The organism is Parabacteroides sp. 52, assembly GCF_010500925.1.
Lineage (GTDB): Bacteria > Bacteroidota > Bacteroidia > Bacteroidales > Tannerellaceae > QVMG01.
In genome coordinates this window covers 23,487-49,246 of the sequence record NZ_QVMG01000004.1, presented here as the reverse complement: position 1 = coordinate 49,246, position 25,760 = coordinate 23,487, and the positions used below count along the sequence as shown (strand labels likewise).

General features: G+C 45.9%; 13 protein-coding genes and 1 pseudogene. 7 read left to right on the top strand and 7 right to left on the bottom strand.

The window, feature by feature from the left end:
* Window positions 1-12: 12 nt before the first annotated feature.
* The 7 genes from D0T51_RS04250 to D0T51_RS04220 all read right to left on the bottom strand — a co-directional run bounded on the left by D0T51_RS04250 (window position 13) and on the right by D0T51_RS04220 (window position 10,107).
* Complete coding sequence (locus D0T51_RS04250; RefSeq protein ID WP_163725644.1) at window positions 13-1,452, bottom strand: MFS transporter; 1,440 nt, start codon at window positions 1,450-1,452, stop codon at window positions 13-15.
* A 130-nt stretch (window positions 1,453-1,582) separates the two neighbouring features.
* A complete protein-coding gene (locus D0T51_RS04245; RefSeq protein ID WP_163725641.1) occupies window positions 1,583-2,626 on the bottom strand; it encodes a sugar kinase in 1,044 nt (347 codons plus the stop codon).
* A 26-nt stretch (window positions 2,627-2,652) separates the two neighbouring features.
* On the bottom strand, window positions 2,653-4,059 hold the full coding sequence (uxaC, locus tag D0T51_RS04240; protein ID WP_163725638.1) for a glucuronate isomerase: 1,407 nt from the start codon (window positions 4,057-4,059) through the stop codon (window positions 2,653-2,655).
* Between the two features lie 31 nt (window positions 4,060-4,090).
* A complete protein-coding gene (locus D0T51_RS04235) occupies window positions 4,091-5,584 on the bottom strand; it encodes a UxaA family hydrolase (RefSeq protein WP_163725820.1) in 1,494 nt (497 codons plus the stop codon).
* Window positions 5,581-7,020 (bottom strand): tagaturonate reductase, encoded by a 1,440-nt coding sequence (locus tag D0T51_RS04230; protein WP_163725817.1) that lies wholly within the window; start codon window positions 7,018-7,020, stop codon window positions 5,581-5,583. The genes D0T51_RS04235 and D0T51_RS04230 overlap by 4 nt, the downstream gene beginning before the upstream one ends.
* 46 nt (window positions 7,021-7,066) lie before the next feature.
* A complete protein-coding gene (locus D0T51_RS04225; RefSeq protein ID WP_163725634.1) occupies window positions 7,067-8,674 on the bottom strand; it encodes a glycoside hydrolase family 28 protein in 1,608 nt (535 codons plus the stop codon).
* 107 nt (window positions 8,675-8,781) lie between these two features.
* On the bottom strand, window positions 8,782-10,107 hold the full coding sequence (locus tag D0T51_RS04220; protein ID WP_163725631.1) for an acetylxylan esterase: 1,326 nt from the start codon (window positions 10,105-10,107) through the stop codon (window positions 8,782-8,784).
* A 187-nt stretch (window positions 10,108-10,294) separates the two neighbouring features.
* On the opposite strand from D0T51_RS04220, the gene D0T51_RS04215 reads away from it, so the two are divergent.
* The 7 genes and pseudogenes from D0T51_RS04215 (at window position 10,295) to D0T51_RS12280 (ending at window position 25,633) form a co-directional block, all read left to right on the top strand.
* Window positions 10,295-13,561 (top strand): TonB-dependent receptor, encoded by a 3,267-nt coding sequence (locus D0T51_RS04215; protein WP_163725628.1) that lies wholly within the window; start codon window positions 10,295-10,297, stop codon window positions 13,559-13,561.
* Window positions 13,562-13,580: 19 nt separating this feature from the next.
* The gene (locus D0T51_RS04210) at window positions 13,581-15,221 is read left to right on the top strand and encodes a RagB/SusD family nutrient uptake outer membrane protein (protein WP_163725625.1); all 1,641 of its coding nucleotides are present in this window, start codon (window positions 13,581-13,583) and stop codon (window positions 15,219-15,221) included.
* Window positions 15,222-15,379: 158 nt separating this feature from the next.
* Entirely contained in the window at window positions 15,380-17,038 is a 1,659-nt protein-coding gene (locus D0T51_RS04205) for a pectinesterase family protein (protein ID WP_163725623.1), read from the top strand.
* Window positions 17,039-17,110: 72 nt separating this feature from the next.
* Window positions 17,111-21,574 carry a two-component regulator propeller domain-containing protein gene (locus tag D0T51_RS04200; protein WP_373457006.1) on the top strand — a complete coding sequence of 1,488 codons (4,464 nt, stop codon included), beginning with the start codon at window positions 17,111-17,113 and terminating at the stop codon, window positions 21,572-21,574.
* A gap of 57 nt (window positions 21,575-21,631) precedes the next feature.
* Entirely contained in the window at window positions 21,632-22,840 is a 1,209-nt protein-coding gene (locus D0T51_RS04195; RefSeq protein WP_163725815.1) for a DUF4861 domain-containing protein, read from the top strand.
* A 15-nt stretch (window positions 22,841-22,855) separates the two neighbouring features.
* Window positions 22,856-24,493: pseudogene (locus D0T51_RS12215) on the top strand (glycoside hydrolase 43 family protein); the annotation flags it as partial.
* Window positions 24,470-25,633 carry a glycoside hydrolase family 105 protein gene (locus D0T51_RS12280; RefSeq protein WP_373457005.1) on the top strand — a complete coding sequence of 388 codons (1,164 nt, stop codon included), beginning with the start codon at window positions 24,470-24,472 and terminating at the stop codon, window positions 25,631-25,633. The pseudogene D0T51_RS12215 and the gene D0T51_RS12280, both read left to right, overlap by 24 nt.
* Window positions 25,634-25,760: the final 127 nt, after the last annotated feature.

The following is a 25,760-nucleotide window of genomic DNA, read 5'->3' as shown; positions in this document are numbered from 1 at the left end:
CTCTCTTTTTTATTACGCAGTTATTGGTTTGTATTTCGGAACCAAGGTTTTCATAACCGTCCAGCCTATTAAATAAGCCACGGCACAGAAACAGAAGATAATAAAGTATCCTGCAGGTTTACCTTCAAATCCTAAAAAGGTCATATTCGTATCTCCAGCATAAACGAACAACTCGCCCGCTACTTTTTGCAAAAGCATCGAACCAATACCACCGGCCATACCACCGATACCGGTTACCGTCGCAATCGCTGTTTTGGGGAACATATCTCCTACTGTAGAGAAGATATTAGCAGACCAGGATTGATGTGCAGCACCTCCCAAACCAATCATGATAATAGGGAACCAGGGTGAAATAGTACCTAAGGGTTGAGCCAAAAGAACAACCAACGGAACGAATGCAAACATCAGCATCGCCTGCATACGAGCAGCATACGGATTCTTTCCGGTTTTATTGATAATGATGGTAGGCAGTTTACCTCCGTAAATAGATAACATGGTAATTGCATAAAGCGTGAAGATAAGGGCAATACCCAAGCCTTCAGATGTCTTAATACCAAATTGCGTATTCAAATAAGAAGGAGTCCAGAAAAGGAAGAACCACCAAACACCATCCGTCATAAACTTACCAAATGCAAACGCCCAGGTTTGTTTAAATTTGAAACATTCAACAAAAGATAGTTTTCTGCCTTCTTCTTTCTTTTCTTCTTTCTCTTCTTCATTATCGCGATCGGAAAGGATATAATCTAATTCAGCCGCATTCACAAGAGGATTCTCTTCCGGTTTTTTATACATAAATACCCAGAATGCCATCCAGATAAAACCTAACGCCCCGATAAGAATGAATGCCATCTCCCAACCCATCGCTTTGGCCAACAAAGGAATAGAAAGGGGAGCGATCAAAGCTCCGATAGAGGCTCCCGCATTAAATATACTTGTTGCATAGGCACGGTCTTTCTTAGGGAAATATTCGGCTGTTACCTTAATGGCCGCAGGGAAGTTCCCCGCTTCACCAATAGCCAATACAGTACGGGCAGCCACAAAGCTATACATACTTACTGTCGCTATCACAACAGCTACATCTCCTGTTGCCTGAGCCAATTCCGCTGCAGAGCTAAGACCTACATATTGCTCTGTGACAATACCACAGAGAGCATGCATACAGGCTCCTGCCGACCATACACCAATAGCCCAGAGAAATCCTTTTTTTGTTCCCATCCAGTCAATAAAACGGCCGGCAAATAACATACCGATCGCATATACAATGGAAAAGATAGCTGTAATATCTCCATAATGTGATTCATCCCAATGGAATTCCGGCTTGATAAATTCATCCCAGGTAAGGGATAATACCTGACGGTCCAAATAGTTAATCGTTGTAGCAAAAAAGAGCATGGCGCAAATTACCCAACGGTAATTCGTCATCTTGCCCTGTGTGTTTTTTAAATTACTCATGATATAGAATTATGTTTATTTGATGAAAATTCTCCATATGTGCGGGCAAATATAGGTTATTTTTCCAATATCAGATGCTTTTTAGAGAAAAAGTACGCGCACACACCACCCATATATCAGGCTTTTTCCTTTATCGGGATACTCGTCCCGAAGCGTCACCGCTCATTAACTTTTCCACTTCTTCGACTGTGACCTGATTATAGTCTCCGTAAATCGTATGCTTCAGACAGGAGGCAGCCACAGCGAAATCAAGCGCTTTCTGGTCATTATCAGGATAAGAGACAAGTCCATAGATCAATCCTCCCATAAAAGAGTCGCCGCCACCTACGCGGTCTACTATATGGGTAATATCATAACGGGCTGATTGAAACAAGGTGCCGTTGGCAAATAAAACGCCACCCCATGTATTATGGTTGGCATTGATTGCTCCGCGTAAGGTGATAATAACTTTCTTTGCCCTTGGGAAGCGTGCCTGCATCTGACGGCATACGGATTCGAATTCGGCGGCATTCACTTCCCCATGAGTTGCCGTTACATCGAATCCTTCCGGTTTAATGCCGAACACTTTTTCGCAATCTTCTTCATTTCCCAAGACGATATCGCAACCTTCTACCAGGGCAGGCATTACTTCATCCGCCGATTTACCGTATTTCCATAGATTCTTACGATAATTCAGGTCACATGAAACGGTCACTCCCATCTTATTAGCTGTACGGATCGCTTCCAGGCAAGCGTCGGCTGCTCCCTGTGAAAGGGCAGGGGTGATACCTGTCCAATGAAACCATTGAGCGTCTTTCAATACCTCTTCCCAGTTAATCATACCGGGCTTGACTTCTGCGATAGAGGAGTGTGCCCGGTCGTAAACGACCTTACTGGCACGTGCCACTGCTCCTGTCTCCAGGAAATAGATACCCAGGCGGTCACCACCGTATACTATCCGGTCGGTACCCACTCCATATTTGCGCAGGTCCATTACACAGGCACGAGCTATATCGTTTTTAGGCAGGCGGGTTATAAACTCGGTTGCCAGTCCGTAGTTTGCCAGTGATACGGCCACATTCGCTTCTCCGCCGCCAAAGGTGGCGTTTAACTGTGAAGTCTGGTTGAAACGGAGATAGTCCGGTGTTGCCAGACGTAACATAATCTCACCGAATGATACAATCTTATTTTTCATATCTGAATAGTAATAATAGGTCTTATTTAAAATTTAAAGAATTCTTTCGCATTATAATAACTGATGTTTTCCACCATCTTACCGATAAATGCCATTTCACTTACCGGCAGTTCACCGTTTTCGATATCCGTACCTAAGAGTTCGCATAAGGTACGACGGAAATATTCATGACGCGGATAAGAGAGGAAGCTACGTGAATCGGTCAGCATACCGACAAAACGACTTAAGAGTCCTAAAACGGATAAGGCATTCATCTGTTTCTGCATACCGTCTTTCTGATCCAGGAACCACCATCCCGAACCAAACTGTATCTTACCCGGTACGCTGCCATCCTGGAAGTTTCCTAACATCGTAGCAATGACTTCATTGGCACAGGGGTTCAGGTTATACAATATGGTCTTAGCCAGTTTGCCTTCAGTGTTCAGGCGATCCAGGAATTTCGACATGGCTTTGGCGGTATTAAATTCGCCGATAGAGTCGAAACCAGTATCCGGGCCTAACAATTTAAACATACGGGTATTGTTATTCCGTATCGCTCCGTAATGGAACTGTTGTGTCCAGCCTTTTTCATAATCCATTTCACCGAAAAGGATTAACATGGCGGATTTAAACTTCAATATATCTTCTTTATTCAGCTCGCTGCCACCGTAGACTTTGTTGAAGATGGCTTTGATCTCCGCGTCGGTATAGTCTTCCGCGTAAAACTCTTCGATACCATGATCGGAGAGACGGCAACCGTTAGCGGCGAAGAAGTCGTGACGGTTTTGCAGAGCGCTGACCAGATCGTTAAAGGAACTGATTGTAACACCACTTACCTCCGCTAGCTTTTCCACATACAAACGGAAGGAAGAAGGACTTTCAACAGCCATCGCTTTATCCGGCCTCCATGTAGGAAGCATCTTGATTTCAAAACCGGATTCACGAGTCTTTTTATGATATTCAAGCGTATCAATAGGATCGTCGGTGGTACATACTGTTTCCACATTGTAACGACGCATCATACCCCGAGCCGAATATGCGGGTTGACGGAGTTTCTCGTTACATTCGTCGAATATCTCACGGGCTGTTTTCGGACTTACAATCTTATCTATACCAAAGGCAGTCTTTAACTCCAGGTGTGTCCAGTGATAAAGAGGGTTACGCATGGTATAAGGGACTGTCTCCGCCCACTTCTCAAACTTCTCCCAGTCGGAGGTATCTTCTCCGGTACAATACTTCTCATCGATACCGTTGGTACGCATCGCCCGCCATTTATAATGATCACCTCCCAACCAAATCTCTGTCAGTGAACGAAATTGATGATCGTCGGCCACCATCTGCGGAATCAGATGACAATGGTAATCGATAATCGGCATCTTGGCCGCATGATTGTGATACAATTCCTGTGCGGCAGCCGTAGTCAACAGGAAGTCTTTATCCATAAAGGGTTTCATAGAGTTCATTTTTTTTATTCGCTTATTAATCTTACAAGGTTACCCCCGTTTTGAAAATGGCAATCTCCCGGTAGCCACTTTTTTCATTGTTCGTATAGGCTCCATTGGCTGTCTCGACAAGGAAATGAATGAAACGCTGACAGAGAGTATCCATGGTTTCACCTTCCAATAAAGAGCCCGCATTGAAGTCGATCCAATTGGGTTTACGGATATAAAGATTGCTGTTGGTGGCTATCTTTACAGTTGGCACAAAGGTGCCGAAAGGCGTTCCCCTTCCCGTGGTAAATAACACAATATGACAACCCGAAGCCGCAAGAGCGGTACTGGCTACCAGGTCATTGCCCGGAGCACTGAGCAGGTTCAGCCCCGTCGTATCCAATCGTTCTCCATATAATAATACGTTTCTCACCGTAGATGTACCTGCTTTTTGGGTACATCCCAGAGATTTTTCTTCCAAGGTGGATATACCTCCCGCCTTATTCCCTGGAGAGGGATTTTCGTAAATCGGTTGTTTGTTCTCTATGAAATAGGATTTAAAATTATTGATCAGGTGTACTGTTTTATGGAATACCTCTTCCGATTCACTCCGATTCATGAGTATAGTCTCTGCTCCAAACATTTCCGGCACCTCTGTCAATACGGTAGTTCCTCCCTCTGCCACCAGAAAATCGGAAAAGACCCCCAGAAGCGGATTGGCTGTGATACCCGAAAAGCCATCTGAGCCACCACATTTGAGTCCTACACGCAATTCAGCGAGAGGGATATCCGTTCGTTCGTCTTTAGAGGCAAGGTCATACAGTGCACGAAGTATCTCCATGCCTGTTTCCAGTTCATCGTCTACCTTCTGCGTCTCCATGAAACGGATACGCTCGGAATCATACTCACCCAGGAAATTACGGAAAGCTTCTATCTGGTTGTTCTCACAACCCAGGCCAAGCACCAATACTGCTCCGGCATTGGGATGAAGTACCATATCACGTAAGATCTTTCGGGTATTCTCGTGGTCATCTCCCAATTGGGAACATCCGTAATTATGCGGATAAGCAACGATAGCATCTACTCCAATCCCTTGTGTTTCTTTGCGGAGCATATCCATCAACTGGGTGGTGATACCATTGACACAACCCACTGTCGGGATAATCCATATCTCATTGCGGATACCGACCTCTCCGTTTTTACGACGGTAGCCTTTGAAGGTTATATCCTGTTTCGCTTGTGACAGGGCAGGAGCAGGCTGCGGATGAAAGACATACTCCTGCAAGCCTTCCAGGTTCGTCCGGATATTTGTCTCATTGACCCAGTCACCGGAGACAATCTGTGCGCGTGCATGCCCAATAGGCGCTCCGTATTTAATAATAAAATCCCCTTTTTTGAAATCCTGCAAGGCTACTTTATGTCCTGCCGGAATATCTTGCTGCAGGGCAATGATTTTACCACCGACATGTAACAATTCACCGGCGGTTAAGTTTTCAACCGCCACTGCCACATTATCAATAGGATTTATTTGAATATATTTAAGCATCAGATAATTTCTTTGACCACGTTAAGCATTCCTTTTTCCTGTATGATATCCAGATAAGAAGTAAGCTTATCCGTTAAACCAGTAATCAGGTTCAGATCTTCTCCCCAGATAAAAGAAGCACCAAGTCCTCCTTCGGCAACTTTGCAATTAGACCCTGTTGCCCATAGTTCTTTAAATAACTGTAGTATTTCCGGCGCATCATTGGGTTCGCAGGCGGCTCCGTCGGCACGGTAGCCTCCTTTATAATAGGTCATGATAGCCGCTAATCCCAACACCAATCCTTCCGGCAATTTTCCTTTTCGTTCGAGGTATACCTTCAGACCCGGAAGATCACGAGTGGCATATTTCGGGAAAGAATTCAACATGATGGATACCACCGAATGATCGACGAATGGATTATTGAAACGCTCCAATACATCCTGTCCGAATTGCACAAGCTCTTCTTTTGGTAAATCCAGTGTCTCCAATAATTCGTCGAACATCACCTTGTGAATATATTTGCCCAACACCTCATGCTGGCAGGCATCCCTTACGATGTCGACTCCGGAAAGATAGGTAACAGGAGCCAATACGGTATGCGGACCATTCAACAAAGTCACTTTTCGCTGATGATAAGGCTCTTCACTCGGCACAAACAGGACATTTAATCCAGCTTTGTCAGCCGGGAATTCCTTAGCCACGGACTGAGGTGCTTCGATCACCCAGAGGTGGAATATCTCAGCCTGTACGACCAGATTGTCATTGTATTGCAGTTTTTCTTTGATGACATCGATCTCTTTTCGGGGGAATCCGGGTACAATCCGGTCTACCAAGGTGGCATATACACCACAAGCCTCTGTAAACCATGTTTCGAACTCTTTGCCCAGGTTCCAATGAGCGATATACTGATAAATTGTTTCTTTCAGTTTGTGTCCATTCAGGAAGATTAACTCACAAGGGAAGATTATCAATCCCTTATCTTTATCTGCATGGAAAGTTTGAAAACGGTGATAAAGCAACTGTGTCAGTTTGCCGGGATAGGAAGAAGCAGGAGCGTCTGTCAGTTTACAGGAAGGATCGAAAACGATACCGGCTTCTGTCGTGTTGGAAATCACAAACCGTATCTCCGGCTGTTCAGCCAGTTTGATAAAGGCCTCATATTCTTTATATGGATTCAAAGCCCGGCTGATCACATCCACCCGGGTCAGGCTGTTTACTTTTTCTCCTTTATCTAATCCCTGGAGGTTGACATGATACAAACAATCTTGTTTGTTTAACATATCCACCATACCATTCTCAATGGGCTGAACAACAACAACGCTGCTGTTGAAATCTGTTTTTTCATTCATTACCTGAATCATCCAATCGGCAAATGCCCGCAGGAAATTACCTTCTCCAAATTGAATGATGCGTTCCGGGTAAGAGGTTTTAGGAGCTGTTTCTTTGTTTAATTCTTTCATGGTGTATGTATTTATTCGTTTGATTCGTAAGAGGTATTGCGTATAGTTAGTCATTGAAGTGATAAACCTCTTTACCGGTATCCGGTAATTCTTTGCCATCTACACGTATCTTTTGGGTATATTGAAGGCTTAATCGAGGACCTTGCTCGGGAAATATCTGTATATTTCTAAAGGTCGCTCCTTCAGTCTGTACCAATTCCGCTCCGAACTTAGAGGTAATAATAATATCTTCCACATTTATATCCTTAATTTTCATTTCTGGAAGTCCATTAAAGAACATAGCTCGACGAGCGCCATTACATTTTATTTTTCGGATAGATATATTTCGGAAAGAGGGAGTCTCCTCCGTTACAGGAGGAAGATCATTATTGATAACTCTTCCTTCTTCCAGATCTTCTATAGCCGATTTTCCACTATAAAAAAGATCAAACAGCAAAGGTTCGGTAGGTATATCAGACATATGGATATTCTCTATCCATATATTCTCTACGACTCCTCCCCGCCCCCGGGTACTTTTGAAACGAAGGCCGACATCGGTTCCGGTAAACAGGCAATCTGCCACATAGATATTTTTCACTCCTCCCGACATTTCACTTCCGACAACAAATCCTCCGTGGCCGTGCAAAACCGTATTATTGCGTATAATCACGTTCTGACAGGGTTCATTCCGCTCGCGCCCATCCTTGTCTTTTCCCGATTTGATACACATGGCATCATCCCCCACATCAAACAGATTATCCACAATTAAAGCGTTTGTACAGGATTCCAGATCCAGACCATCTCCATTCTGCGAATACCAGGGGTTAAAGACTTTGACACCGGACATGATAAAATTCACACAAGAGAGCGGATGAATCCCCCAGGCAGGAGAATTTCGGAAAGTGACCCCTTCCAGTAAAACATCCTTACAGTTGATAATACTCACCAGTACGGGACGTAACCAATGATGTATAGCTTCCCACTCGGCATCCGTATTCAGGTTTTGCGGGTTATTGAAAGCGTCACAGACAATATGCCCTTTCAGCGATTGTTCACTGGGATACCAGGTATTACCGCTTTCATCCAACACACCACCGGAGGCGACTAAGGACCGCCACTGACTGTCGGTTAGCTTTCCTTTTTTCACAAACCGCCAGGCATCTCCCGATCCGTCAAAAACCCCGGCTCCTGTAATTGCTATGTTTTGCACATTCCGGGCATGTATAGGCGAAGTCGAGCGGCGTGTATTCAGCCCCTCAAAAGAAGTTTCTATGATCGGATACAATGCTGGATTCGGGTCAAACACGATCAGAGCATTTGCTTCTGTATGCAGGTTGATGTTATCCACCAAACAGATAGGTCCTGTTTTCCATATACCGGCAGGGATAACGACCTTACCGCCTCCCTGCGCCGCTATTTCTTGTATCGTTTTACGAATAGCCTCCGTATTATCTGTTATACCGTCGCCTACGGCTCCATAATCTACAATATTAAATGTCCGATCCGGAAATTGAGGACGGTTTATCACATCCATCTCAAAGGGCAGACCTTCGTAATAGGACGCATATGATGGTAATGTATCAGCAATAGGCTGCTTCACATTCGTTTGACAAGCGGTAACAAACAATCCTGCTATCAGGATAAGGGCAGATTGTTTTACAATGTTTCTTTTCATGGATATATACTATTTTATACTATTTTCTACGTTGCAATATTATAGATAATGACCGGCAAGGGGTATGAATAATTGTTTTTTTACCTAGACAAATTGGTCAGCCACCATCAAAAATCGACTTCCCCTTTTGTGAGCCTATCATACAACCATTGGTTCGTTATAATATCCTGTTCCGGAAATCTCCAATGCCCGGCTTCATGGACTACAAACAATTTGCGGGGAGCTTGAATGACGTTATATGCCGCATAATAAGAAGTAGGCGGACAGGTCGGATCATTATACCCCCAGGAATAAAACCCGGGTGCCTGAATAAAACGGGCAAAATTGACCACGTCATAATACCGGGAAGTCTCTATCTTATCCGGTTTAACATGCTGCTCTTTCCAAGGATCGGCAAACATATGCGGCCATCCGCCGGCACGATCATACAGATACCCTGTCAGGTCACACAATGCCGGGTAAAAAGCAACCAAAGCTTTGACACGCGCATCCAGACCGGCCGTCACCATCGCCAGGGCACCACCCTGGCTCCCTCCGATCACGCCCATATTCTCTCCATCGTACATAGGCAAAGTACAGAGAAAATCCAAAGCCCGCAAGCAACCCGTATACACCCTCCGATAGTAATAAGTGTCTTTATTATCCAGGTGATAAAAAGCGTAGTTCGAGAGAGCGCTCTCATGCAAATCTTTGTAAACCTCCGGTTCTAAGGTCTGCGGAATCCCATGAATGCCAATGGAAAAAGTTATCAATCCCATTTCTGCCAAAACAGTCTCCGGAGCATTCTTCTTCACTCCTGCACCCGGCACGCGTAAGACCGCCGGATACTTTCCCGGTTTTACCGGCAGGCATAATTTGCCATATAAATAAGCTCCTTTTTTATGATGCTGTAACCGCACATGGTACATATTATAGGAAGAGGTCGATTCTTCCGGCAAAAAACGAACAACAGGATCCAAGGGTATATCACGTGCCTCTCGGATCGCTTTTTCCCAAAAGAGTTTGAAATCATCGGGCAATGTCGTTGTAGGCTCTATCTTTTCCGGGGCAAATCCTACATTCAGGAAATTGGAATAGAGCACTCCATCGACTTGCACCATACAGCGGCAGGTCAGAAATCCGGGCTCCCGCATCGTACCACCATCAATAATGATTTCTCCTTTTTCCAACGAGTTCTTTCCCCGGATTACCGGTTGCATCTTTTCCGGTCCGATCTCGTACTGAAGGGATACATTGGAGAGCGGAATATGCCGGCGAATCACCCGGACTGTAAAAAAGACCTTTTCACCGGTTGCATATGTCCAGTCCTGCCGGTCAGGAACAATCTCTATCCGCACATAGTCTTTTGCGTTACTCTTTTGCCCGTAAGCACTTGCCGAAGCCAAGAACAGAGCCAATAAAATCATGCATGTTTGTGTGTGTTTTATTCTCATCTTTGTATTTGATTTGAGCTGTGAATAGCGTCCTGATTACAATATTAGGGAGGAATACCGACGATTTATGGTAATTTTTGGTTTCGATCAATTTTTTCACATAAATGAACAATCTGTATACATCGGCTTGGTACAGACCCCATACATTTGCATCAAATCAACTAAAGGTTAAATTAAATCTTTTATCATGAATAAACAAAAAGTAAACAAAGTACACAAAGTTTTCTTATCATTGCTTATGTGTTTTGTCAGCGTGGTGACTTTCGCACAAGGGCGCCAGGTGACAGGTGTTGTTTCCGATATCACAGGTGAAGCTGTGATCGGAGCAAATGTACTGGTAAAAGGTACCACCAACGGTGCCATTACGGATATTGATGGTAACTATGCCATTGCGAATGTAGGAGACAATGCCATTTTGGTCGTTTCTTATATCGGTTATCTGTCTCAAGAGGTTTCTGTAGGAAATCAATCCATTGTAAATGTAACATTAAAAGAAGATGCCCAGGCTTTAGAAGAAGTAGTGGTAGTAGGTTATGGTGTGCAGAAGAAATCGGACCTGACCGGAGCGATCAGCAGTGTGGACAACACCAAGTTGGTAGCCAAAGGTGCTACTACGGTGATGGAATCGTTGCAAGGTCAGGTACCGGGCGTGGACATTTCACAAGCATCCAGCCGCGTGGGTGAGAGTTTCAATATGTCTATCCGTGGTAAGAGTACCTTAGGAGGGTCAACCTCTCCTTTGTTTGTCGTGGATGGGATTGTATCTGACGACATTAACTTCCTGAACCCTTCGGATATAGAGAAGATCGACATCTTAAAAGATGCTTCATCTACGGCTATCTATGGTTCACGCGCAACCAACGGGGTAGTGATTGTGACAACGAAACAAGCAAAGACAGGAGGCGAGTCGCGCGTAAGTGTTACCTATGACGGATATGTGGGATATAAAACAGAAGCCCGTATGCCTGAGTTTATGGATGATGTGAAATGGATGGATTTCCGTTATATGAAATATGCCACTCCTGTCAAGAATGCTACAATTACAAACGGCCGTCTCCCTTTGGAAATGACTTCCGGTAATTTACTTTCTGTTTGGAACGATAAAGGAAGTAACCTTTCTTATAAAATGCGTGACCAATTTATCAACCGCGACTTTACCGACTGGAGAGACTTGATGTTGAGTGACGGTACCCAACAGAACCACTTCATACAGGTAGCGGGTGCCGGCAATAAAGTATCCTATCGAATAGGCGCCGGTTATCAACAGGAAGACGGTGTGATGGGTGACAAGATGCAACGTTACAACATCAAAGTTGCCGTAGATGGTAAACTCCATGATAAATTCACTGTCGGTGCTTCTGCAAACATGGCTGCCACCGATTCGGACTACGGTTCCAAAAGAGGGGTACAGGAAGCATTCCGTGCCAATGGATATTGGTTACCTTATAATACGGAAACAGGCGAAGTGAACTATCAACCCGGCAAAGACCTGGCTCCAGGACAAGCTTCTAGCTTGACATTCCCAGCGGGATTCTCTTCTTCCGTCTCTCCTTTAATCGACGCCATGAATTCAAGTGACAAGACTAAATCATACCGATTCCTGAGCACATTGTATGCCCAATACCAACCGATCCAGGAGGTATTTATCAAAACATCTTTTGCTCCGACACTTTCAATCAGCCGTCAGGGTGAATACTACGGAGGACTCTCTTCTATGCAGTCGTCTACTTACAATGCCTCTTCCAACCCGGAAGGTACCGCTTTGGCTACGGTAACCAAGAATCAGATGTTCTCTTATACCTGGGATACACAGGTGAACTATATCAAGACATTCAATCAAGATCACAACATCAACTTGATGGGATTAGCCAGTGTATACAGTTGGCAGAATGAGAAATACGGACTGACAGGTACAGGTGTTACACCGAATACCTTATGGTACAACCTGGGATCGGCCAGCAGCTACAGCAATGTAAATAGTGCTTTCAGCAAAAACACCATGTTGTCTTATGCCGTACGTCTGAATTACAGCTATAAAGGCAAATACCTGGCAACCCTTTCTTCCCGTTGGGACGGATCTTCCAAATTCCTTGACGGCAACAAATGGGGTGCTTTCCCTTCTGCGGCACTGGCTTGGAATATAGGAGAAGAAGATTTCATCCGTGAGAAAGTAGATTGGATCTCTTACCTGAAACTGCGTGCCAGCTACGGTTTGACCGGTAATAATGCATCTGTAGGCAATTACGAGACGCTCTTCCTGGCTAACCAGCTCTATTATTCCAATTATGGCAAAGGATTTGGTCCGGAAACAATCAACGAACTATTGAGTTGGGAGAAAACATCGGAAGTGAACCTGGGTCTGGACTTCTCTTTCTTACAAGGACGTCTTTCAGGATCTTTCGACTGGTACTCCAAAGACTCCAAAGACCTTCTGATGGATCAGAAACTATTACTCGAACAAGGATCTAACTCAGGAAGCATGACTGCCAACGTGGGCAAAGTACGTAATAGCGGGATTGAGTTGATGTTGAAAGGTATACTCGTACAAAACAAAAATGTATACTGGGATGTGACGGCTACCTTTGCCAAAAACAAAAACCAGATCCTCGAATTACAAGGCAAAAAAGAAGATATGCGTGCCCAGAGATGGTTCATCGGACAGCCTATCGATGTAGCTTACGACCTACAATCAACAGGTATATGTACCCAGGAGACAGCCAACGAGATGATGACTGTCAACGGAGTGACCAAAAGCAAAGCCGAATGGTATGGATGGTTTGAAGGATGCATGACCTATGAAGATATCAACAAAGACGGAAAGATAAACGATGCCGACCGCCAGATCATCGGACAGGGTATGCCGAAATGGACAGGTACGATTTCGACTTCATTCGCTTATAAGAACTTCGATTTCTCAATGAGCATCAACACCAAACAAGGACATACCGTATACAGCTACTTCATGGAAGAGTTTACAGACTACTCTGACCGTGGACGTACGAAACTGGATATGGACTTCTACATACCGCAGGGAGCTCCGATGTTTAACTATACATGGGATGGTACCAATTCTTCATCTTTGACTTCGGATCGCACACAGGTAGCCGGACAAACCATCGTAGGCTCTTATCCGTATCCGTTCAATGATGTCAATTACAATCACGGAGGAGGAACCGGATGGCATACCGGAAAGAATACCGAATTCGGTTCAAAAAACTATGTAGATGCTTCTTACTGGAAGATCAAAAACATCACCGTGGGATATACTTTCCCCCGCATCCTGGCAAACCGTATCGGACTCGAAACATTGAGAGTTTATGCGAACGTATTGAATCCGTTTACATTCACCGACTATAAAGGATTCGATCCGGAATGGGCAGATGCGAAGATCAATGACGGTACAGGTGGTCCCAGTTCGATTACTTACCAAATCGGTTTGAACGTTAAATTCTAATTCAAAAAAGAACAAGATCATGAAAAAGATATATGTATTAGTAGCAATGTGCATCGTTGCGTTAAGTAGTTGTTCCGACTTCCTGGACCAGGACCTCAAATCGGATGTTCCCGGTGCCGAATATTATGGAACGGATGCCGGCTTTGAAAGCCTGACAAATGCAGCTTACAGTTCCTTACGAACCATTTATGGGGGCGATCCCTGGTTGTTTGAAGGAGGTACCGACCTCTTTGCTTCCGGACGTACCAGTGTGGACGTAACCAACCTTTATGGAGCCGCCTTCACCAGTGCCAATAGCGCTGTGGCAACCTTCTATACCGATCATTACAAAGCTATTTCCCTCGCCAACGAAGTCATTTATTGGGGAGGCGATGCAGCCGCAAGGAACAACCGGGTGATGGAAGCAAGAGGACTTCGTGCTCTCTATTATCTGAACCTGGTGCAACAATTTGGGGGCGTACCCTTGGTGAAGGAACGTTCGGCCTCTCCGATAGAAAGTGTTGAACGGGCATCGGCCGAAGCAATATACGATTTCGTTATCAGCGAACTGAAAGAGCTGGTTGCCGGTTCCGGATTGGACAACCAGCGCACCGACGGACGTTTCAACAAACGCGCTGCCAATCACTACCTGGCCAAAGCCTACCTATCTAAAGGATATAGAACCAATAACAAAAGTGACTTCACCGAAGCATTGAACGCAGCCAAAGCTGCCGGAGCAGGCAATGCCCTGGCAACCCCTTTTGCTACCCTGTTCAGTAATGCAGGAGAAGGAAACGAAGAAGTATTGTTATCTGTCGGATATGACCTGAAGAGTGTAGAAAACAATACCAGCGGAAACAAACAACAGGCTCATTTCTGTGCCTACCTGGACGGACAGGAGAAAGGACATAAGTATACCTCTTCTACCCTGACACCCACCTTGTGGATGCACGAAGTGTTCAACACAAACACCACGAACGCCAAACAGGACGAACGGTACGAAGCTACCTTCATGACTGAATTGCGGAAAAGTTATTGGGATTTTTATAGTGCAGAGAATATACATACCAGTGCTGTCACGTATTACTACTGTCCTTCCTGGGAGATAGCCAATGTAGAAGCATGGCGTGCCGCATATCCCAGCCGCGCCCAGGCGATTGTAGTAGAAATGTTACCCGTAGGAAATAACATCAACAATATCACCACTACCTACGAAGCCAAGATGAAAGAAGATGTGTACGGTGTGGCTTCTTTCCGCAAATTCGATGATATGGAAAATGGGAAAACCATCTTCTCCAATACTTCATCCATGCGCGATATCTACCTGGCTCGTTTGGGTGAAACGAATCTGATCGCAGCGGAAGCTTGTGTCAAATTGAATGACAATGCATCGGCTCTGACCTATGTAAACATCGTGCGCAACCGTGCAAAAGCAACACCGGCCACTGTATCAGAAATAAATATCGATTATCTATTGAATGAACGGGCACGGGAACTGGCCGGTGAGAACCACCGTTGGGCAGACCTCTCGCGTACCGGTAAACTGGCAGAGTACGTAGAAGCCAACAATCCGGATATATCAGCCGGACAGATCACTGACAAATTCTTGTTGCGTCCGATCCCATTGGCAGCTATGGAATTAAATCCGGCTTTGGAAGGAAGCCAAAATACGGGTTGGTAAAAAGAATTTCATCGTTTAACAGGTAGGTATTAGTAAGTAAAATCCCGAACTTTATTGACTCAAATGAAGTTTCGGGATTTTCTATTTCTCCCTCCGTAAACCTTTGTTTCACACCGAAAAAGACCTCATTTTTCTTCATATCCTAAAAATAAATACAGATGCATACCAAAATAGGAATATATATCCTCCTGCTCCTCCCCCTACTGGCATGGGGCCAAAAAAAGACACTGACCATTCATACGATAGGCGATTCCACCATGGCCGATAAAAAATGGGAAGGACAAAACCCCGAAAGAGGATGGGGACAGATGTTACCCGCTTTCTTTACCGAAGAGGTGCGTGTAGAAAACCATGCTGTCAATGGGCGGAGCACGAAAAGTTTCATCGATGAAGGACGCTGGGAGACAGTGGTAACAAACATAAAACCGGGAGATTACGTTTTTATCCAGTTCGGACATAACGACCAGAAAACAGATGCAGCTCGGCATACGGACCCGGAAACCACCTTCAAAGCCAACCTGAAACGTTTCGTACAAGAGACCCGGGACAAAGGAGGATACCCGGTATTATTTACCTCCATTGTACGCCGCCATTTCGATGAAAAGGGGAAATTGATAGACAGTCACGGTCTTTATCCGGAGGCAACCCGGAAGGTGGCAGATTCCCTGCACGTTCCTTTGATCGACCTGAACAGACTGACCCATACCTGGATCGAGGCATGCGGGGATATTCCTTCACGGGATTATTTCATGTGGGTGGCAGCCAACACAATACCTGCCCTGCCGGAAGGGAAAGAAGACAACACCCATCTGAACATAAACGGTGCACGCCAGGTTGCCGGAATAGTAGCGGCTGCACTGGAGGAAGGTTTTCCCGCCTTCCGTCCTTATCTGCGCACCTACGACTGGGTGGTAGCACAAGACGGTTCGGGTGATTTCTTTACTGTACAAGAAGCCCTCGCTGCCGTTCCCGACTACCGCAAAGAAGGGCGTACACGTATCCTGATCCGAAAAGGAGTTTATAAAGAAAAACTGATTATCCCGGAAAGCAAGATCAATCTCTCTTTATTCGGAGAAAAAGGAACCATCCTCACATTTGATGATTACGCACAGAAGAAAAACCGGTTTGGAGAAAACAAATCGACCTCCGGATCGGCTACCTGTTATTTCTATGCCGACAACCTGTATGCAGAGCAAATCACTTTCCAAAACACCTCCGGTCCCGTCGGACAAGCAGTAGCCGTTCTCGTGGCCGGCGACCGATCCGTATTCAGAAAGTGTCGGTTTCTGGGATTCCAGGATACACTCTATACCTACAGCATATACAGCCGCCAGTATTATGAGGATTGTTATGTGGAAGGATCGGTCGATTTTATCTTTGGATGGTCTACCGCCGTCTTTCATCGCTGTACGATTCACAGTAACGGGAATGGGTATATCACTGCTCCGGGCACTCCGCAAGGACATTCCTACGGCTACGTATTCTTTGATTGTACACTGACAGCGGCCGAAGGCATAGACAAGGTCTACCTGTCGCGTCCCTGGCGCAACCATGCCCAGGCCGTATTTATCCGGTGCCACCTCGGCAAACATATCCTGCCTGCCGGATGGCATAACTGGAACAAAAAGGAGGCGGAACAAACAATAGTATATGCCGAATACCTGAACACAGGAGAAGGAGCAAGCCCGGAAACAAGGGTTCCCTACGCGCGGCAGTTATCCGACCTGCACGGGTATACGATCGAACAAATCCTGGCAGGAAAAGACAATTGGAACCCGCTGACAGATCCGCAAACACTCCTGTTGGAGAAAAGGTAATAGACAATTGTATTTGACGAACCGGATTTTTACCTTAATTTTGTGATATTTACTCTTATATCATAAAGACACATCATGAGAAAGTTATACGCTATTCTCTTATTTACATGCATCGCCCTAAGTTCATATGCCCAGCTGCAATGTACTTTTACACACTATTCTTCCGACGAAGGGCTTTCGCAAAACTCCGTAATGAGTATCCTGGAAGACCGGAAAGGATTCATGTGGTTTGCCACCTGGGACGGCATCAATAAATTCGACGGATATACATTTAAAACCTATAAAGCGAGTGAAGATAACAGCATAGACCTGACCAACAACCGGGTGGATTATATTGCGGAAGACTCGTTGGGATACATATGGGTACTGGCTTACGACAGCCGCGTTTATCGTTTTAACCCACGCACGGAGAACTTCCTGCAAGTGCCAGCTTCGGGCAAAGAGAGTAACCTGGCGATCACGGCCATCCGGATATTGAATGAAGAACATGTCTGGTTATTGACCGATAACGACGGAGCCATCCGGGTAAGTACCGACAAAGAGACACATGATATAAAAACGATGGTCTATTCGTTGCAGTCGGGTTTATATCCATCGATGGTTATTCATGGAGTTGAACAGGACAAGGCGGGTAATGAATGGCTATTGACCGATAACGGGATAGGTATGATCCCTTATGGGGCATCCAAACCCGTACTCTATTTTGTAGATACCCAATCGTCCAAAAACCGGCAGAAACAATCATTCTATTGCATGCTGGAAGGGAAAGAAAACCTTTATTTCGGTTCCTCCAAAGGACGGGTATGGCTTTATAACAAAAAGAATCAGAGCTTCCGTTTATTGGAATTCCATACGCCCTCCGATATTCTTTTTATCCATCCCTATTCGGACAAAGAGTTGATCGTGGCCACCCGGGAAGATGGTTTCTTTACCTTTCATACGGAAAATCAGGAGACAATTCATTATACAACAGCCACTCATCGCTCTATGCCGGGTGATAAGATCTTATCAGTCTATGTAGACAGCCACAAAGAGATATGGTTTGACCTGGCAGATGCCAAAGGTGTTACCCATTTCAATCCGACGACGAAGACCCTCAAACAGGAGGTCCTGCCGGTGGAAGTCGGAAGCGCCTATCGCTCACAGCCGGCTTTCTTTATCCACGAAGATGTGAATGGATATTTATGGGTACATCCATTCAACGGAGGCTTCTCCTTCTTCGACAGGACAGAAAACAGGTTACGGCCTTTCTTCAATGAACCGGGAACGGCCGATTGGCGGTTTTCCAACAAGGTACATGCGGTGATGTCCGACAAGCAGGGAAACCTGTGGATGTGTACGCATTCCAAAGGACTGGAAAAGATATCCTTCCAGCAAAGCCGCTTTCACCTGCAAGCGCCGAATCGGTTGAACTATGAATCGCTCAGCAATGATGTTCGTTCGGTCTATGAAGACAATCAGCAGCGCTTATGGTTAGGATTGCGTGACGGGAAAGTGCGTATATACAACAAACAAGGCGATTTCCTGGGATGCCTGACGCGAGAAGGTAATATCTCTCACACAGGGGAACATATTTTGGGAGTTGCCTATCATATCATGCAAGATTCACGCGGGCGGATCTGGCTGGCCACCAAAGGCAATGGATTATTTCGGGTGGAAGAAGCAAACGGACGGTTCCGGATGACACAGTATACATCCGATCCCAACAACCTGTACAGCCTAAGCGATGACAACATCTATTGTGTGCATGAAGACGATAACGGACGGATGTGGATTGCCACCTTTGGAGGCGGGCTCAATTATATGGAAGAACAGCCGGATGGTTCGGTTATCTTTGTCAACCACCAGAACAACCTGAAAGGATACCCTATCGATCATTGCTACCGGGTACGCTTTGTCACTTCCGATTCGCGGGGGAAGATCTGGGTGGGGACCACCTCGGGAGCCATCGCTTTCCCTAAAGATTTCACCAACCCCGAATCCATTCGTTTCCACCATTACTCCAGAGTACCTGGAGATAAAAACAGCCTGAGCAATAACGATGTATACTGGATAACGGAAACAAGCGACAGAGAAATCTACCTGGCTACCTTTGGCGGGGGGTTAAACAAGCTCGGGGCCATGGATGCAGAGGGGAATGCGCAGTTCACGACCTACACCATTGAAAACGGACTTCCCAATGATATTCTTCTTTCCATGCAGGAAGATGCACAGAAAAACTTGTGGATAAGCACGGAAAACGGACTCTGCAAATTTATACCCTCCGAAGCAAGAGCCGACAATTACAACGATAAAAGCCTGGATATCAAGGCAGGCTTCAACGAAGGCTCTTCCACACGAACACTTGACGGACGCATACTCTTCGGCACAAGCAACGGTCTCTTGTCCTTCTTCCCCGATTCCATCTCTAAAAGCTCCTTTATCCCTCCGGTGACCTTCTCCCGGCTACAGATAAACAATGACGAAGTACGACCGGGAAAGCAGAAGGCATTGAAAGAGATTCTGGATGAGACCAGCCAACTAATCCTTTCACACAAAGAAAATACCGTGACTATTCAATACGCCGCCATGGATATGAAAGCACCGGAGAATATCCAATATGCCTATATCCTGGAGGGGTTCGACAAAGAATGGTCGCATGTGGACAAACAACGGGTAGTGACCTATACCAATCTGCCGAAGGGAGATTATATATTCAAGGTCAAGTCTACCAATAACGACGGGGTATGGGTAGATAATGTCCGTGGACTACCGATCACGATTTCCCCTTCTTTTTGGGAGACCCCTTTGGCCTTTATTTTATACATCTTATTCATCTTGGGCATTATCCTGGTTGCGGTATATATCCTGTTCACCATTTACCGTCTCAAACATGAGGTAACGGTAGAACAACAAATCTCAGATATCAAACTACGCTTCTTCACCAATATATCCCACGAATTGCGTACCCCGCTTACATTGATTGCCGGACCGGTAGAATATGTAATAAAGAATACACCTTTAACTGCGGAAGCACGTGAACAGTTGCAATTGGTCGAACGGAATACGGACAGGATGTTGCGCCTGGTCAACCAAATCCTTGACTTCCGTAAGATCCAGAATAAGAAGATGAAAATGAAAGTACAACGGATAGAACTCATCTCTTTTGTCCGTAATATCATGGATAATTTCGAAGCCTTGGCTGATGAACACAAGATCGATTTTATCTTCGAACCGGAGAAGAATGTGCTTTATATGTGGGCCGATGCCGATCATCTGGAAAAGATCATATTCAACCTGCTTTCCAATGCGTTTAAGTTTACCCCCGTAGGTAAAATGATTAAAGTATATATCCAGGAAGATGAAAAGACGATCACCTTCGGGGTACAGGATCAGGGCATAGGGATTGCCGCCAACAAAAAGGATTCCCTCTTCATCCGTTTCGAAAATCTGGTGGATAAGAACTTATTCAACCAATCCAGCTCAGGCATTGGCCTGTCTCTGGTAAAAGAACTGGCAGAAATGCATAAAGCCTCTATTGCCGTGAATACGGCTTTGGGAGAAGGCAGTACCTTCATCATCACGTTCGTCAAAGGAAAAGAACATTTCGAAGACACGGTGGAATTTATCCTGAACGACTATATGAGCCCGGCAAAAGCCGGACAGGAGGCAGAAGAAAAAACAATATATGCCCTCCCGCTTGCTGTCGACAATCCGGAAGAAGACGAGAATACGACCCGTGACCTGATGTTATTGGTAGAGGACAATGACGAACTGCGTTGTTTCCTGCGGGCTATATTTGCTTCTTCCTTCCGCATTGCTGAAGCTAAAAATGGGCAAGAAGGAGTCGAGAAAGCCGTCTCACTTATTCCCGACATCATCATCAGTGATATTATGATGCCGGATAAAGACGGGATCGAACTGACAAAAGAATTGCGGGAAAACCTCGCCACAAGCCATATTCCGATTATCCTACTAACCGCTAAATCCACCTTGGAAAGCAAACTCGAAGGGATGGAATACGGAGCCAATGATTATATCACCAAGCCATTCAGTTCAGCCTATCTCAAGGCACGCGTGGAGAATTTATTGATGCAACATCAGAAAATACAGGAATTGTATCGCTCCAACCTGATGACTACCTCCCGCACAAAGAAGGAACAACTCTCTATCAACGGTGAGATGTCTGTCAACGACCAGAAGTTTATCAACAAACTGGTAGAGATGATGGAAAGCAATATGGACAACGGCGACCTGGTAGTGGACGATCTGGTAAAAGAACTGGCAGTAAGCCGGTCCGTATTTTTCAAGAAACTGAAAGCCCTGACCGGACTGGCACCGATTGAGTTCATCAAAGAGATGCGCGTAAAACGAGCGGCCGAACTGATCGAGACAGGCCAATACAATATGTCGCAGGTATCGTATATGGTAGGAATCAATGATCCCCGTTACTTCAGCAAATGTTTTAAACAGAAGTACGGAATGACTCCCACCGAATACAAAGAACAAAAAATACACCTAAATAGTCAGAATATACACACCCCCGACGAGACATAAGCCTATTTTTGTATCATTCAAAAATACCCTGATATGAAAATAACCTTATACCCCAGGATGCGATCGGTCTTCCTAACGGCGGCTGTTCTTCTTTCTGTTCCCGGGCTTCATGCGGAAGTGTACAAACAGCAGGTCACGATCTCCAATGAGTGGAATATCGACAAAACAGATGAACCCTTTGTCATTTCCCTCAAAGACATTCCGGCTCCCTTCCCTATCCGATCGGCTATCCTCTTCGACGGATCCACCGAGATCCCTTGCCAGTTGGATGACCTGGACCGGGACGGCCAGGCGGATGAGTTGGTATTCGTAGCCGATCTGCCTGCACTCTCTTCCCGTGTATTACACCTCACCTTCTCTTCGCAAGAGGAAAAACGTATATATCCCTCCCGGGTATTTGCTGAAATGTTGTTGCGGGCAGACAAGGGGGAACACCAGATAATCCATTCTCTGAGCATACCAGGTCATAGTTCTGTTTATAACTTATTACATCACCACGGACCGGCATTCGAATCGGAGCTGGTTGCCTATCGCATTTATTTCGATAAAAAACAAACAGTCGATATATACGGTAAATTCAACAAAGGTCTGGAGATCGAAGAATCTCAATTTTATCCGACAAACGAGCAATTGGCACGTGGTTTTGGCGACGATGTATTGCGGGTCAGCGGCAGTTGCGGCTTGGGCACCCTGAAAGGGTGGAATGGAGAAAAAGCACTGCATATCGAACCGGTAGAGAGCCGAACCGAATCGGTATTGGCTACAGGTCCTGTCCGCACCGTAGTTGACGTGGACGTCAACGGTTGGCAATACCAGGAGTCTCTCTTGTCTATGAAAATACGTTATATCCTCTATGCCGGTCACCGGGATTGCCAGGTACAGGTTCAGTTTGACCGTCCGTTAGGAAAAGAGGTTTTCAGCAGCGGGGTGATGAATATCCAAGGCTCTACTTCTTTCTCCGACCAAAAGGGATTGATCGCCTGCTGGGGCACGGACTGGCCCGTAAACGACACCCTCACCTACGCGAAAGAAACAGTCGGACTGGCCGTCTGCATCCCTCCGCAGATTGTAAAAGAAGAAGTACACGACAAGGTGAATTACCTCTATACTCTCGCTGCCGAAGGGCGTTCTTCCTTTACCTATTACATCACCTTCACCTCCCGGAAAGAGACATTCGGTTATGCCGATGAGAAGGAATGGTTTGCCTATGTGCAACAATGGAAAAACGAACTGCAACAGCCAGCCCGTCTACTGATTAAGAAATAAAAGAAAAAACATACCATGAAGAATTACATCCTGTTTTTTAGTATCGTATCCTCCTTATTCCTAAAAATTTATCCGGTCATAGGACAAACAAATTATATCTCTCCCGTATGGGTGGCAGACAAAGGAGACGGCAGTTATCGCAACCCCATCCTGTATGCCGACTATTCAGATCCGGACGCCATCCGGGTGGGAGAGGATTATTATATGACCTCCTCCAGCTTTCAGTGCATACCTGGATTGCAGATATTACATTCGAAAGACCTGGTGAACTGGAATATTATCAGTGCTGCCATTCCTTATGCCCTGCCACCGGTATCCGAGCCGGAAATACCGGAACATGGCAACCGGGTGTGGGCACCGTGTATCCGTCACCACAAAGGGGTATTTTATATATTCTGGGGCGATCCGGATCAGGGAGTCTTTATGACAAAAACAAAAGATATACAAGGTCCCTGGAGCGAACCGGTTCTGGTAAAAACAGGCAAAGGCATTATCGACACCTCCCCCTTATGGGATGACGACGGAAGAGTCTACCTGGTCCATGCCTATGCCGGAAGCCGTGCAGGACTGAAGAGTGTATTGGCCCTGTGTGAGTTGAATGCAGAAGCCACAGAAGCAATCACAGAAAGCCGTATCATCTTTGACGGGCATGACAAACAGGAGACTATCGAAGGGCCTAAGTTCTATAAACGAAACGGTTTTTATTACCTGTTCGCCCCTGCCGGCGGGGTAGCTACCGGATGGCAGCTTGCCTTGCGTGCCACCCATCCCTATGGACCTTACGAAGAAAAGATTGTACTCGCTCAAGGAAAGAGCCGGATAAACGGACCGCATCAAGGAGCCTGGGTAGATACGACAACAGGCGAAGACTGGTTCTTACACTTCCAGGACGTGGGTGCCTACGGACGTATTGTACACCTGCAACCCATGCAATGGGTGAATGACTGGCCGGTGATTGGTGCGGATAAAGACCAGGACGGTTGCGGCGAACCCGTACTACAATATAAAAAGCCCAACGTGGGTAAAACCTATCCCATATGCAGCCCGCACGAAAGTGATGAGTTTACAACAAACGAACTGGGCCTGCAATGGCAATGGCATGCCAACTATAACCCGAAGTGGATATTCAACGATGCCGCCAAAGGATGTATCCGTTTATATTCCTATCCGGTAACGGACTCCTACCGGAGCCTTTGGGATGTCCCCAACCTCTTATTACAGAAAACACCCGCCGATGTTTTTACAGCGACAATGAAACTGCGCTTTTCCCCTTCACCCAAGTATACAGGCGAACGCACCGGACTCGTAGTCATGGGCCGGGATTATAGCGGACTCTTATTGGAAAATACAGAGAAAGGTCTCCTTCTCTCCCAGGTGGTTTGTGAAAAGGCAGACGAAGGAAAGACGGAAACAGTAAATGCATCCATTCCTTTAGAGACGACATGGGTGTATCTGCAAGCATCCTTCGACGCACAGGCTGTCTGCCATTTCTCGTATAGCACGGACGGCAAAACATTTCATCCCCTGGGCCATCGTTTCCAGGCAAAAGAAGGCAAATGGATCGGGGCTAAGATAGGTACCTTTTGTACCCGGCCGGCGATGCAGACAAACGATGGAGGCTGGGCCGAGGTGGACTGGTTCCGCATCAGTAAGCCGGAAAAACAAACGAAAGAGCCGCTCTCTTATGCCGTGAAGATTGCCGACGCGGAGATGATCCGTTGTCCCGAATCCTGGCAACTCGATTTTCAGCCTACTCTCAAATGGGATTATTGCCATGGTCTGGAACTGCAGGCCTTCCTCCAACTATATGAAAAGAATGGAGACGAGAAGTATTTCGATTACGCCCTGGCGTATGCCGATACCATGATCCAGGCGGACGGAAGTATCACAGCTTATAAATTATCCGATTACAATATCGACCGTGTCAATTCAGGAAAGATATTATTCCGGCTCTACGATTATACAAAGGATCCCAAAATCAAAAAGGCCATCGATCTGTTGCGCAGCCAATTGGACACACACCCCCGGAATGAAGATGGAGGCTTCTGGCATAAAAAGATTTACCCCCATCAGGTATGGTTGGATGGGGTTTATATGGGTACTCCTTTTATGGCTGAATATGCCGCCCGCTTCAACCGCCCACAAGACTTTGCCGATGTAATCAACCAGATCCGCATGGCCGCCCGCCATACCTATGACCCGGCAAACGGTTTGTACCGGCACGCCTGCGATCTCAGCCGGGAAATGTTCTGGGCCGACAAAGTAACCGGACAATCCAAACATACCTGGGGCCGCGCCTTAGGGTGGTACGCTATGGCCATTGTCGACGCCCTTGATTTTGTGCCTGTCGACCAGGAAGGACGGACAGAGGTTCTGGAGATCCTCAACCATATAGCCGGTAAGTTGAAAGAAATACAAGATAAAAAAACAGGACTCTGGTATCAGGTGTTGGACCGGAGCGGAGACAAAGGCAATTATGTCGAGTCTTCCTGCTCGGCCATGTTTATCTATTCCCTGTTGAAAGCCGTGCGTATGGGATATATCGATGCCTCCTATCGCCAGGTGGCCGAAAAAGCTTACAAAGGTTTTATCAAAGAATTTGTAGAGTTCGATACGAATGGTCTCATGCACATCACCCGCGCTTGTGGAGTAGCCGGCTTAGGGGGCAAAGATAACCGTTCGGGAGATTATAACTACTATATCAACGAAATGATCCGAGCCAATGATCCTAAAGTGATCGGCCCATTTATCATGGCCGTATTGGAAATGGATAAACTAGGTCTCGTACCCTGAATTTCGCTCCTTTTAAGAAGGAGTATTTTGTTGCCGATGCGCATCGGCAATATTGTCGATGCCCTTCAGCAATGTTGCCGATGCGCATCGGCAATACTGTTGATGCCCTTCGGCAATAGATTTCTCC